This window comes from Clostridium ihumii AP5, from assembly GCF_000612845.1.
Lineage (GTDB): Bacteria > Bacillota > Clostridia > Clostridiales > Clostridiaceae > Clostridium_J > Clostridium_J ihumii.
The window spans coordinates 1-13,847 of the sequence record NZ_CCAT010000042.1 but is presented as its reverse complement, the minus strand read 5'-3'; the positions used below and the strand labels follow the sequence as shown (position 1 = coordinate 13,847).

Sequence of the window (13,847 nt, the reverse complement as noted above, 5' to 3'; positions counted from 1 at the left end):
AAAAAAACTTAGATGTTCTATAAATTGGATATTTTTTTATTTTTTATAAATTCATATAGCATAATAATAAATTCTAATACAAATACTTATTATATGTAATTTGAAAATTAGAAGGTAGGAGATTTTTATATGCTAGAGTTAAAAAATATTTATAAAAGTTATACAACTGGAGATTTTAAGCAAATAGCTCTTAATGGAATAAATTTAAAGTTTAGAGAAAAGGAGTTTGTAGCAATTTTAGGACCAAGTGGTTCAGGGAAAACTACATGTTTAAATATAGTAGGCGGTCTTGACAATTATGATGATGGAGATTTGATTATAAACGGTAAATCAACTAAGAATTTTAAAGATTCTGACTGGGATGCCTATAGAAATAATAGCGTAGGATTTATTTTTCAAAGTTATAATTTAATTTCTCATCTTAGTATTATGGAAAATGTTGAAATGGGAATGACTTTGAGTGGAATTTCTAATGAAGAAAAGCATAAAAAGGCAACTGAAGTGCTAGAAAAAGTTGGACTAAAAGAACATATACATAAAAAACCTAATCAGTTATCTGGTGGACAAATGCAAAGGGTAGCAATAGCTAGAGCGCTTTCAAATGACCCAGATATAATACTAGCAGATGAGCCGACAGGTGCACTAGACACAAAAACAAGTATTCAAATTATGGATATAATAAAAGAAATTGCAAAAGAAAAACTTGTAATTATGGTTACACATAATCCAGAACTTGCTAAAGATTATGCAGATAGAATAGTTGAATTTAAAGATGGTAATGTTATATCCGACAGTAATGAAGCAAGTGAAAGTGCTATAAATGAAGATTACAAATTAAAAAAGACAAGTATGAGTTTTATAACAGCATTAAAACTCTCAGGAAGAAATATAGCAACTAAAAAATGGAGAACAGCACTTACAGCATTTGCATCAAGTATTGGAATAATAGGTATAGCTTTAGTATTATCACTATCTAATGGATTTAAAAAACAAATATCAGAATTTGAAAGTAACACATTATCAGGTTTTCCAATAATGATTACAGAAAGCACTTCAGAAGTTGATGTAGAGTCTATGAAGGAACAAAGAAATGAATTTCTTGGTATTTCTAAAGATGAAGATAGTGTAAAAGAAAAGGTTATATATCCCTATGATCCATTAGAAGGAATTGAGGTACATACCAATATATTTTCAGATGAATATATAAATTATATAGAAAATATGAGTTCTGATTTGCTTGCTGGAATTTCATATACAAGGCTTGTAAATATGAATATATTAAGATTAGATGGTGATATTTCAAAACCTGTAAATCAATCATTAATAAACTTTTCAGCATATCCAGATACTTTAAACAGCAATGGTGACAGTTATTTAGAAAATAATTATAATTTATTACAAGGTTCATATCCTAGAGAAATTACTGATTTAGTTATGGTTGTGGATAATAAGAACAGAGTAGATTATTCAATTTTAGATGAACTTGGAATAGATTCAAGCAAAGAAAGTGTTAGTTTTGATGATGTTATAGGAAAAGAATTTAAAGTAATATTTAATAATGATTATTACAAGAAAGTAGGAGATACGTTTATTATAAACAGTAATCCTAGCAATTTAATAGATTTATATAACAATAAAAATGCTATTACTATAAAAATAGTAGGTGTTATTAGGGCAAATGATAGTAGTAAAATCGATATAATTCCAGTAGGAATAGCTCATTCAGATGAATTATCAATAAAGTTCATAGATAATGCACAAAACTCAGAAATAGTTAAGGAACAGAAAAAAGTTAATTATAATGTATTAACTGGTGAAAAATTTTTAGAGAATAATTCAGTAAATCCTATGATGAACGTAAATCAAATGATAAGTGGTCAAATTGCATCAGCACCTATAACTAAGGAGTCTGTACTTGCAAGTTTTGGTGCTATAGGTACACCATCACTAATTACTATTTATCCAAAAGATTTTAATGATAAAGATGAAGTGTTAGATTATTTAAATAACTGGAATAATGGAAAAAGCAAAGAAGATTCAGTTATATATACAGATATGGCTAAAACATTTACAGATTTAATAGGTGGACTTATGAATGCTATAACATTAGTTTTAATTGCCTTTGCAGCTATATCATTAGTTGTTTCTTTAATTATGATAGGCATTATAACTTATATATCTGTACTTGAAAGAACTAAAGAGATAGGAGTTTTAAGAGCTTTAGGCGCTCGTAAAAAAGATATTACTCGTGTTTTCAATGCTGAAACATTTTTAATTGGAACATGCTCTGGAATTTTAGGTATAATTATTGCATACTTATTAACAATTCCTATAAATAATATTATTTACAATATGACTCAGTTAGAATCAGTAGCAAAGCTTAATCCAATGCATGCAATACTTCTTGTAATTATAAGTGTTTCGTTAACTATGTTAGGTGGAATGATTCCAGCCAAAATGGCAGCTAAAAAGGATCCTGTAGAGGCTTTAAGATCAGAATAAAATGTTTTTTAAAATTGGGATGGGAGGATATTTTTATGACTAAAGATATTAGAAGAGGATATGCTTTAAATGATGAAAAAGAGTTTTCAGATGAAAGTATTAATAAATTGATTATTGCTGGAGAAGATTTATTATATCTTTTAAATAGAGATTATAAAATTAAAGGAGCATCTACATTTGTAGGAAATCATTATCTTTTATCTGAAAGACAAAGACTTGCACTTGTAAGAGGTATTTCAAAAGAAGAAAATATTACATTAAGAAAATCTAAGGAAATAAAGTGTGATTTATTAGGTGAAATAGTACATATAGATGGATTTAATACAATAATAACATTAGAAGTAGCATTGTCTAAATCAATAGTTATAAAGTCTATGGATGGAACTATAAGAGATTTAGCAGGACTTAGAGGTACATATTCAGTTATAGATAAAACTTATGTAGCTATTAAATTAATTAAAAATATGCTAGAAAAATATAAAATTAGTAAGGCTATATTTTATTTAGATGCACCAGTTTCAAATTCAGGTAGATTAAAAATGAAAATATTAGAAGAATTATCTTTTGCAAACTTTGAAGTTGAAGTGGAAAATATAAATGGTGTAGATAAAGTATTAGAGACAAAAGAAAATGTCATATCTAGTGATGCTATTATATTAGATAAATGCAAAAGCTTTTATAATTTAAATGATAAAATTTTAAAGGAGTTAAATATTGAACTTAATGTTATAGATTTTAGTAAATTATATATTTAAGATAATAAAAAGAGATTGAAAATATAGTGATTTTCAATCTCTTTTCATTATAAGTGTTTTAATACTTATAAAAGTGATAGTTTGATAGTTTATATTAATAATAAGAGTAGCTATTTTATTTACCTATATTGGATATTAATATAGAACGCTGATAAAAACCTAGCGATACAATAATTAAGTATGGAACTATAAAACAAAGTATAGGTAATAATTTAGAATTTGTTTTTGATTGGATACTATATTGTAAGGTGAATTTTTTAGAGAAATTTGGAAATAATTTTTTAAAAACTTTAAAAAATAAATAGCCAATCATTGTACCTAAAGTATTAAATATTAAGTCATCTATATCAGTAGTACGAATTAAAAATAATTGAGAACATTCAATTATTAAAGATACTAAAAATCCAAATATAACTGTTTTTGAAAATTTTCTAAAATCATTCCATAATAATGGTAAAAAGAAACCTATTGGACAAAACAGTAATATGTTACCTATTATATTTAAACATACACCTAAAATTGCTATTCCAATTGAAATATGTTCAGTTTTCATTAAATTAGGAATGTCTAAAATCATTCCTATAGATTCGTTAAATGGAATTAAGGATATTTCCTTTAACCTAATATCTGTATGAAATCCACTCATAGGTGAAATGCCTGTTATTGAAAATATAGCCAAAATAAATAAAGTAAATATAAACAATCCAACTATGGATAAAGGTTTATATTTAGTTTTTATGTTGTTTTTCAAAAATATAACAATTAAAACCATTATTGGAATAGTTATAATTATACTTTTAAATAAATCACCATCCCCCATGCTATTGCTCCTTTAATGTTTTATTAAACTACAATAATTATAACAAAGCGAAATTAATAAAATAATACAAATAGATTACAATAAAGTAAAATAATATAAAAAATATTAAATAAAAATAACTTTAAAAATTATAAAATTGGATTATAGTTTTTTATGAAATAAGCTTAAGGTAGAACTTTAAGCTTTTTATCTATAGTATATATTATATAAGATGGGGGCTTTAAGATATAAATGTTTATACTAAAAATTCATAGGGGATGAGGATTATGGAGAAAGAAGATAAAGTATATTTAGAGGGCTTAAAAAATTGGCTTAATGAAACTAAGGATGAGCCAGTTGAAAAAATGGAAAGCTTTTTTACAAAACGAATAGATGGATATGAAAAACATATGATAAATATATGGAGGGAATATTATAAATGTATGTCTAATTTGATTCCTAAAAATACACAAAATATATTAGATATTGGCTGTGGAACTGGAATTGAACTAGATTATATATTTAAAAAGTTTCCAAGCATTAATGTAACAGGTATTGATTTAACAAAAACTATGTTAGATGAACTTGAAAAAAACATGGTGATAAAAATTTAAAGTTAATTTGTGGAGATTATTTCATAGAGCCTTTTGGTATAGAAAAGTATGATACAGTTATATCATTTGAAACTTTACATCATTTTAAGCAAGAAAAGAAAGTAAATATATTTGAAAAAATTTATAAGTGCTTAAAAAAAGGTGGATGTTATATTGAATGTGATTATATTGCAAAAACAGAAGAAATAGAAAATTTACTATTTTTAGAGTGTGAAAGAAGAAAAGAAAGAGATAATGTTGGCAAGGATGTTTTTGTTCATTTTGATACACCTTTAACTTTAGAACATGAAATTAATGCTATGAAAAAAGCAGGATTTGAAAAAGTAGAGCTATTAGAAAATTTTAAAGAAGAAAATACAGTAATAATAATTGCAAGAAAATAAAACTAATATATTTTTAAAGAAAGTTTTCAACAAAATGAAAGCTTTTTTTATTTTGCAGAAATTATATAAATAATATCAAAAATAAACATCAGTTAAAAAATTAAATAAAAATTCGATCTAGAATTTAGTTTATAGAAGAATGACTATGAAAATATGCTTTTTTATTACATATATAATCATATATATAATATTTTGAATAGATATATAATAATTTAAATGTATATGTAAAATTTTAATTATACTATAATATAAATATAAAAATATACGAATATAGAAGTGCATCTGAAGTTATTAAGGTAGGGGTGAAAATTATATTTAACAATAAAAAGTTTAATTTATTTATTTATATTGGAACTATGATATTACTTTGTATTGTTGTAATTAAGTTTAAACAAAATGAAATATATTTTGATGATTATATTATTATAGATAAAATAATAAAAAATAATGATGACAAGAAAATTTTAGATAAAAGTTATGTTGATAGTATTGAAGAAAAGGTTATTAATAATGAGGAAAGTTTTGAAAAATATCTTATATTAGGATATTGTGATTATTATAACGACAGAATTTCTGAAGCTAAAATAAAATTTGAAAAAGCTATTGATTATATAGAAGATGAAAAAGATTTATTATGTATTGCATATAATGGACAATTTTTAATTGAATGCTTATCAATAAGTGGAGATTATGAAAAAGCTAGGGAGGTTTATGAACTTACGTGTAGATATATACCTACTAGACAATATAATCTTGTTTATAAACCTATTCTTAATATGGCTAATGGATTAACTTTTGCATCTGGTGAAAGTGAAGTTGGAATAAAAGAATTGGACAATATAACTGAATATTTATCATATGCATCTGATGAGATTAAAATTCAAATATATAAAACATATTATCAATGTTATCTTTTTGATGAAAATTATTCAATGTCAGTAAAATATCTATTAAAAGCAATAAAATTATCAGAAAAAATAGGGGATAATTACAATTTGGCTCATTTAATGAGTGATTTAGGGACAATGTACTGTGAACTTAGAAATTATAAAGAAAGTGAAAAACATATTTTATATGCCTTAGAAATAATAAAGGAAAATAATATGCAAAATACATATTTACAAAATTATGTTCTAATGAGTTTATTGAATTTGAAATTAGATTTAGAAGAATACGAAGAAGCATTAGAGATAGCATATGAAATAGAAAATTTTCATGGTGAATTGGGTGCTGAAATCTCAAAAGATTTTAAAGAAATGATTGATTTATTAGAGATAAATAAGCATATAAATAGAGAAGAATTTGAAGTTGCAAGCAATTTACTATCTAATATATCTAAAATGATAGATAATAAAGAAACAGATAGTTTTTATACATATTATTTTTATTATGTGACTTTAGGGAAACTACATGAAAAACAAGGTCATTTAGAAGGTGCTGCAAAATGTTATGAGAATTCTTTGAATTTATCTAAAGAGTTTGATATTTTAGAAGTGAATTTAATAAATAGAATTATAAATACATATAGAAACTTAGGAAATAAGGAACTTGAAGCTAAGTATCAAAATATATTAATAAATAAATATCAAGATGATGAAATTATTAGAAATCAAGAAAATATAGATAATATAATCAATAATGTTGAAAAAGAGTATGAACTAATAAAAAATAATGATAATAAATTAGTAGTGTATAAGATTTTATTGATAATTATTATATTATCATTGATGATAATTAAATTCTTAATGAGAAAATTAAAATTTTTAGAAAAGCAAAACATAACAGATGAACTTACTGGTATTTATAATAGAAAATATTTTGACTTCTATTTTAATGAGATTATTTTAAAGGATAATAGTATTTCTGTAATTATGATAGATATAGATGATTTTAAAAAAATAAATGATAATTATGGACATGATGCAGGAGATTTTGTGATAAAAACTATAGCTGGGATTATAACGAATTTTTTGGAAGAGGATGATTTAGCATTTAGATATGGTGGAGAAGAATTTTGTATTTTAACAAGAAAAACAAAAAATGAAGTTATTGATTTAGCTGAAAATATAAGAAGTTTTACTGATTCAGTTAAACTAAAAGAGAATTTGAAAGTCACTATTAGTTTAGGAATAGGATTTAAAGGAAATGGTTTTGATATAGTCAAAAATGCAGATGAAAAATTATATATAGCTAAAAAAAATGGGAAAAATAAAGTTGTATATTAAAAGAACATTATCTACTTTGATAGTGTTCTTTTTTATATATTTTTTGTTTATAGATATTATTAAGAATGGAATCAATAAAATTTAATAAATATTTTATATTTATAGAAAAACTAGTGTTAATATAGGGCTTTATTATATAAATAATATAGTAGTAAGCAATTTCAAATTACAATAAAAAAATGATATAATATGATTTATGTTAATATATGAAAAAATATATATTATTAGGATATAAGATAAAAATTGGTATATAAAAGGTATTTTTAGTGTCAGGGGTGAGTAATCATAGCAAGCATATCAAAATCGAGAGAAAAAATATTTGTAGTAATCATATTAATATGTAGTTTTGGGTTAGTTGGATTTAATAAAAATAATAATAAATATGAAATAATAGATAGAATAGTAGATTCTGCTAATGATAATAAGATAATAAATAATAAATATATTGAAGATGTGAGAATTAAAATAATAAATGAAAAAGATACTTTTGAAAAATATTTCATACTAGGGTATTTTAGTTATTATAAAAATGATTTTGATAATGCTAAAAAGTATTTTGAAGAGGCTATGAAGTATATAGAAAGTGAGAAGAATTTACTTGCAATTTCATATAATGGAGAATTTTTAGTTAAATGTTGGGCATTTGAAAGGAACTATGAAAAAGCAAATGAAGTTTATAATAAAACTTTTAAATATATACCTAAAAATCAATATAGTTATGTGTATAAACCTATTATGAATATGGCAAAATATCTTGCAGTTGCATCAGGAAAAGGTTATATAGGAATAGGTAAATTAGAATATATAAAGAGCAATATACATAATTTATCAAGTGAAATTAAATTAGAATTATATAAAAATTATTATGAGTGCTACAGTATAGATAAAAATTACTCAATGGTTGTAAAGTACATATTAAAGGCAATTAAACTTGCTGAAAAATTAGGAGATAGGTATTCTTTAGCACAATTAACAGGAGAGTTAGGAAGTAATTACTGTGAGATTAATGATTATAGAAGTGGAGAAAAATCAATAGTAGAGGCATTTGAAATGCTTGATAAGAGTAATGATAAAAATGTTTATTTAAAACATTATATTTTAATGAAATTAGTTAAGTTATATGAAGATACAGAGCAGCATGAAAAGGCGTTAAAAACAGTTTGTTATATGGATTATTTGCAAAAAGAAAATAAGGCCAATGCTACAGATGATTTTATAAATATGCGAAAAATAATTGAAGCTAATGTTAATATAAAAAAAGAACATTTTGATTTAGCTGAAAAATTATTAAGTGATGTAAAATTAAAAAATAAAAATATTATTACAGAAATATATACTAATTATTACTATATATTAAGTTTGGGTGATTTAAATTTAGCAAAATGCAATTATGAAAAAGCTATAGAATACTATAAAGAATGTTTAAAACTTTCACATGAATTTGACAGGAGAAAAATTAAAGTATATGAAAAGCTTATCAGTACTTACCATAAAATAGGTGATGATAAGTCAAGAGCAAATTATCAAAAATTGTTAATAGAAGCATACAAAGAAGATGAATTTAAGAGAAATGAAGATAATAGAAGATATATAGTGGATAATTTGCAAAAAGAAGATGAATTAATCAAAAGTAATGATAGAAAAATAATTTTCTATAAAAGTTTGATGATTTGTATTATTACTGTATCTTTTGTGATAAGTTTTTTAATAAAAAAATTAAAAAGTTTAAAAAAACAAACTATTATAGATGGACTTACTAGAATTTATAACAGAAGATGTTTTGATTATCAGTATTACAAAGCAATAGCTAGAAATGAAAATATATCAGTTATAATGATAGATATAGATGACTTTAAAAAAGTAAATGATATGTATGGACATGATACAGGAGATTTAGTATTAAAAAATACTGCAAAAATTATTGATAATTTATTAGATAATGGAGAACTTTTATTTAGATATGGTGGAGAAGAATTTTGTATTTTAGTGAAAAATAAACATATAGAATATGTTATAGATTTAGCAGAAAATATACGAAGTCTTATGGAGATGGTTAGATTAAAAGATAATCTAAAAATTACACTGAGTTTAGGAATAGGTGTTAAAAGTAAAAATAAGGATGTACTTAAACTAGCAGATGAAAATTTATATTTAGCTAAGAATAATGGTAAAAATAGAGTAGTATATTAAATTTAATATTATAATAAATTTAAAGAGAGAAGAAGTATTTTTCTTCTCTCTTTAATAATTTTAAATTTTATAAATTACAGTGTAAAATAGAAAAATAGATACATTGGATAAACACTTGTATGAATAGTGTTTGGTGGAAAGAATATTAAAATTCCAATGTATCTATCTATAAAGATATGAAATATTATATAGGCATATTAAGTTTGCCTATATTTAATAGTATACTTTTAAAATAGAAAATATGACTAATTAGGAGTATTACTTTTAATTAATTTTAGTTTTAAATAGATATGTATTTAAAACTATGAAATGGTTATAAGATAAAAAATTAAAGTTATTAGATATCATAGGAAAAAAATTAATTTAAAGAAAAGTATTGACATTAACGTAACGTCAAGGTTTAATATTTAAGTATAGTAAATTTAAATAAATAATAAAATATATCCATAAATTAGGTTTAAAATGAGGTGAATTTTGTTAGTATGAAAGAAGAAGTGAAGGATACTTTAACTGTTGGTGAGTTTGCCAAGAAATCTGGAATAACAATGAGAACTTTAAGGTATTATGATAAAATTGGACTTTTAAAGCCATCATCATATAATGAAGCAGGGTATAGACTTTATACAAAAGAAGACTTTCCTAAACTTCAACAAATATTAACATTAAAATTTATTGGATTATCTTTAGACGAAATAAAAGATATTCTTAAAGAAGATTTAAATGATAATGATTTTAAAAGATCATTACAAATACAAAAAAAGATAATTAAAGAAAAAATAGATCATGAATTTAATGTAATTCATGCTATAGATGAAACTTTAAATATGATAGAAGAAGATAAAAATTTAAATTGGAATAAGTTTATTAACATAATAAGTCTTATAAATAAAGATAATAAATGGATAGAACAATATAAAAATGCATCAAATTTGAAGGCTAGAATAAATATACATGATAAATTTAGTCATAATAAAAAAGGCTGGATGGAATGGTTCTTTGAAGAATTACCATTAGATAAACCATGTAAGATTTTAGAGTTAGGCTGTGGCGATGCAAGTTTATGGGAAAAAAATTACGACAAAATACCTGATAATTGGGAAATTTATTTAACTGACTTTTCAGAGGGAATGATTTTAGATGCACAATTAAATTTAGATGAAAAAGTGAAAAGATTTAAATTTAAAAATATGAATGCTGAAGATATTTCTTTTAATGATGAAACTTTTGATATAGTTATAGCTAACCATATGTTATATCATGTAAAAGACATAGAAAAGGCTTTATTGGAAATCAAAAGAGTATTAAAAAAAGATGGTTATATGTATGCGTCAACTGTGGGAAAAAAGCATATGATGGAGATGAGAGAGTTTTTAAGAGAGATAGATAAAAGCATTTTAGAGGCAGAAAGTTTTAATTTAACTGATAAGTTCAGACTTGAAAATGGATTTGAAATTTTGTCAAAATTTTTTAGAGAAGTAGAAAGTAAAAGGTATATAGATAATCTTAAGATAACAGAAGAAAAAGCATTAATAGATTATATAGTTTCTATGGAAATTGATATAGTAAAAAAACTTAATGATACTAAATTAGAAACTTTAAAGAAAATATTAAAGGAAGAAAAAGAGCATAATAAATATATTTATATATCAAAAGATACAGGATATTTTAGAGGCAAAAAATAATTAAAATACTTAAAAAGTATTAAAATTTTGAAAAATAGATAAAAATAATAATAAAAAGGAGAGATTTCAAAATGAGAAAAATACCTTTTTCACCACCAGATATAGAAGAAAATGAAATAGAAAAAGTAGTTGAGGTCTTAAGATCAGGTTGGATTACTTCAGGACCAAAAGTTGCTAAATTTGAAGAGGAAATGAGTAAGTACTGTAATGCCAATCATGGTGTAGCAGTAAGCAGTGCAACTTCAGGTATGGAGCTTATACTAAAAGTTTTTGATATAAAAGAAGGCGATGAAGTTATAACAACTCCTTATACTTATACAGCAAGTGCAAGTGTAGTTTTACATAGAAATGCAAAATTAGTATTTGTAGATGTAGAAAAAGATACATTCCTAATGGACTTAAACAAATTAGAAAATGCAATTACAGATAAAACAAAGGCTATAATAACTGTAGATTTTGCAGGTGTACCATTAGATTATGATAAAGTAAGAAGTATACTTAAAAAATTAAATAGAGAAGACATAATATTAATAGGTGACTCAGCTCACTCATTTGGAGCATCATATAAAGGAAATAAAGTTGGAGCTCAATATGATTTCCATGTATTTTCATTCCATGCAGTTAAAAATTTAACTACAGCAGAAGGTGGAGGAATAACATTTAATGATAATAACTTCCACGGAAAAGAAGATTTATATCGTGAATTAAAATACACATCATTACACGGACAATCTAAAGATGCATTATCAAAAATGAAAGCAGGAGCATGGAAATATGATATATTAACAGATGGATTTAAATGTAATATGTCTGATTTACATGCTGCAATAGGACTTGGACAACTTGAAAGATATGAAAATATGCTTGAAAAGAGAAGAGCAATATTTAGTACTTATAGTAGTGCATTAAAAGATAAAGAATGGGCTATTATACCATTTTCAAAAAATGAAGAAATGGAAACATCATATCACTTATATCCATTAAGAATAAAGGGCTTTGAAGAAGTAGATAGAGACAAAGTTATTGAAGCATTAGCTAAAAAAGATATAGCTACAAATGTTCACTTTACACCACTTCCTATGTTTACATTATATAAAAACTTAGGATATAAAATAGAAGATTATGAAAATGCATATAATCAATATAAGAATGAAATATCTCTTCCAGTGTATTCTACATTATCTTTAGATGATGCAGAATATCTAGTAAATGAGTTAATAGCTATAGTAGAAAAAATAATAAGTGAAAAATAAAGGAGATAAGAAAATGAAAGTAGGATTTTATACTTCAAAAAGAGAATATGAAGAAAAAATGGCTGAATTTAATGAAGCAATACTTGGTTCAATAAAAAATGGAGTTCAAACTTTAGGTGAAGAAGTAAAAGCTTTTGAAAAAGAAATACAAGATTTTGCAAATGTAAACCATGCTATTGGTGTTGCATCAGGAACAGACGCATTAGTTATGGCATCTGATATATTAGGATACAAAGATGGAAAGGAAATAATAACTTCTCCATTTACATTCTTAGCATCAACTTCATGTCTTGCAAAGCATAAAGGAAAACCAGTGTTTGTAGATATAGATGAAGATACTTTCAATATAGATACTACAAAAATTGAAGAAAGAATAACAAAAGATACAGTAGGAATACTTCCAATACATCTTTTCTGCCAAATGGCTAACATGGATGATGTAATGGATATAGCTAAAAGACACAATTTATCTGTTCTTGAAGATGCTGCAGAAGGTTTTGGAATGCAATGGAAAGGAAAAGGAGATACTTATAGACACGCTGGAACTATAGGTGATATGGGTATGTATTCATTTTTCCCAACTAAAACACTAGGAGCTTATGGCGATGGTGGTATGATAGTTACAAATAGTGATGAATTAGCAGAAACTACTAAAATGTTAAGAGTTCATGGAGCTAAGAAAAAATATCACTATGAATATATAGGATATAACTCAAGACTTGATAACATTCAAGCTGCAGTATTAAGAGTAAAATTAAAATATATAAATGAATCAATAGAAAAGAGAAATATGATTCATGATGCATATGTTGAAAGATTAAAAGATATTCCAGAAATAACATTACCAAAAATAAAAGGTGATCAAATACCAGTTTACTATGTATTTAATATAACTTGTGAAAAAAGAGATGAGTTAAATGAATATCTAAAAGAAAATGGTGTAGGAACTAGTATATACTATCCAATTCCATTACACATGCAAAACTGCTTTAGTTATTTAGGATATAAAAAAGGAGATTTCCCTGTAGCTGAAAGAGTATCAGAAAGAATACTAGCACTTCCAATATATCCAGAATTAACAATGGATGAAGTAGATTATGTTTGTGAAAAAATAAGAGAATTCTACAGAAAATAATTATATATAAATAGAAATAGCTGCTATAAACTTAGTTAGTAAAAGTTAAGTTTATGGTGGCTTTTTTTATTTCCAAAACTAAACGGCTATAAGTGAACTGAATTCAGAGCTATGTAATTAAATTCTAGTCTATTTTTCATAACTCTTCTTCAGCAATTCACATTAATAAAATGCCATTATTGATGTGAATTATTTCCTTGATTTATGAAAAATATACATTGAATTTTGAATTACATATTTCTAAATTTAGTTCACACGACGTCCTGTCTAGGCAGTCGCTGAACCCGTCCTTGGGTTCAGGTCTTGAAA

Annotated in this window: 10 protein-coding genes; 9 read left to right on the top strand and 1 reads right to left on the bottom strand. The window is 24.3% G+C overall.

Annotated features, from left to right (window positions below; translation table 11 throughout):
• Positions 1-129 precede the first annotated feature (129 nt).
• Both BN346_RS05650 and BN346_RS05645 read left to right on the top strand, forming a co-directional pair.
• Entirely contained in the window at positions 130-2,502 is a 2,373-nt protein-coding gene (locus BN346_RS05650) for an ABC transporter ATP-binding protein/permease (RefSeq protein ID WP_034440373.1), read from the top strand.
• 35 nt (positions 2,503-2,537) lie between these two features.
• The gene (locus BN346_RS05645) at positions 2,538-3,257 is read left to right on the top strand and encodes a DUF434 domain-containing protein (protein ID WP_034440371.1); all 720 of its coding nucleotides are present in this window, start codon (positions 2,538-2,540) and stop codon (positions 3,255-3,257) included.
• Positions 3,258-3,372: 115 nt separating this feature from the next.
• Here the strand turns inward: BN346_RS05645 and BN346_RS05640 are convergent, their stop codons facing one another.
• Positions 3,373-4,077 (bottom strand): VanZ family protein, encoded by a 705-nt coding sequence (locus BN346_RS05640; protein ID WP_034440369.1) that lies wholly within the window; start codon positions 4,075-4,077, stop codon positions 3,373-3,375.
• A 266-nt stretch (positions 4,078-4,343) separates the two neighbouring features.
• On the opposite strand from BN346_RS05640, the gene BN346_RS22050 reads away from it, so the two are divergent.
• The 7 genes from BN346_RS22050 to BN346_RS05610 all read left to right on the top strand — a co-directional run bounded on the left by BN346_RS22050 (position 4,344) and on the right by BN346_RS05610 (position 13,538).
• A complete protein-coding gene (locus tag BN346_RS22050; RefSeq protein WP_242838398.1) occupies positions 4,344-4,670 on the top strand; it encodes a class I SAM-dependent methyltransferase in 327 nt (108 codons plus the stop codon).
• A gap of 5 nt (positions 4,671-4,675) precedes the next feature.
• Positions 4,676-5,053 carry a class I SAM-dependent methyltransferase gene (locus BN346_RS22195; protein WP_341350016.1) on the top strand — a complete coding sequence of 126 codons (378 nt, stop codon included), beginning with the start codon at positions 4,676-4,678 and terminating at the stop codon, positions 5,051-5,053.
• 356 nt (positions 5,054-5,409) lie between these two features.
• Positions 5,410-7,278 carry a tetratricopeptide repeat-containing diguanylate cyclase gene (locus tag BN346_RS21145; protein WP_148361082.1) on the top strand — a complete coding sequence of 623 codons (1,869 nt, stop codon included), beginning with the start codon at positions 5,410-5,412 and terminating at the stop codon, positions 7,276-7,278.
• A gap of 453 nt (positions 7,279-7,731) precedes the next feature.
• Complete coding sequence (locus tag BN346_RS21140) at positions 7,732-9,468, top strand: GGDEF domain-containing protein (protein WP_034440364.1); 1,737 nt, start codon at positions 7,732-7,734, stop codon at positions 9,466-9,468.
• Between the two features lie 482 nt (positions 9,469-9,950).
• Positions 9,951-11,150 (top strand): MerR family transcriptional regulator, encoded by a 1,200-nt coding sequence (locus tag BN346_RS05620; protein ID WP_034440362.1) that lies wholly within the window; start codon positions 9,951-9,953, stop codon positions 11,148-11,150.
• A gap of 71 nt (positions 11,151-11,221) precedes the next feature.
• Positions 11,222-12,403 carry a DegT/DnrJ/EryC1/StrS family aminotransferase gene (locus BN346_RS05615; protein WP_034440361.1) on the top strand — a complete coding sequence of 394 codons (1,182 nt, stop codon included), beginning with the start codon at positions 11,222-11,224 and terminating at the stop codon, positions 12,401-12,403.
• A gap of 13 nt (positions 12,404-12,416) precedes the next feature.
• Positions 12,417-13,538, top strand: a complete 1,122-nt coding sequence (locus tag BN346_RS05610; protein WP_034440358.1) for a DegT/DnrJ/EryC1/StrS family aminotransferase — start codon at positions 12,417-12,419, stop codon at positions 13,536-13,538.
• The last annotated feature ends 309 nt before the right edge of the window (positions 13,539-13,847 follow it).

Coding starts and splice junctions, on each gene's coding strand:
- BN346_RS05650 (WP_034440373.1), top strand. CDS start 130: ATGCTAGAGTTAAAAAATATTTATAAAAGTTATACAACTGGAGATTTT.
- BN346_RS05645 (WP_034440371.1), top strand. CDS start 2,538: ATGACTAAAGATATTAGAAGAGGATATGCTTTAAATGATGAAAAAGAG.
- BN346_RS05640 (WP_034440369.1), bottom strand. CDS start 4,077: ATGGGGGATGGTGATTTATTTAAAAGTATAATTATAACTATTCCAATA.
- BN346_RS22050 (WP_242838398.1), top strand. CDS start 4,344: ATGGAGAAAGAAGATAAAGTATATTTAGAGGGCTTAAAAAATTGGCTT.
- BN346_RS21145 (WP_148361082.1), top strand. CDS start 5,410: ATGATATTACTTTGTATTGTTGTAATTAAGTTTAAACAAAATGAAATA.
- BN346_RS05620 (WP_034440362.1), top strand. CDS start 9,951: ATGAAAGAAGAAGTGAAGGATACTTTAACTGTTGGTGAGTTTGCCAAG.
- BN346_RS05615 (WP_034440361.1), top strand. CDS start 11,222: ATGAGAAAAATACCTTTTTCACCACCAGATATAGAAGAAAATGAAATA.
- BN346_RS05610 (WP_034440358.1), top strand. CDS start 12,417: ATGAAAGTAGGATTTTATACTTCAAAAAGAGAATATGAAGAAAAAATG.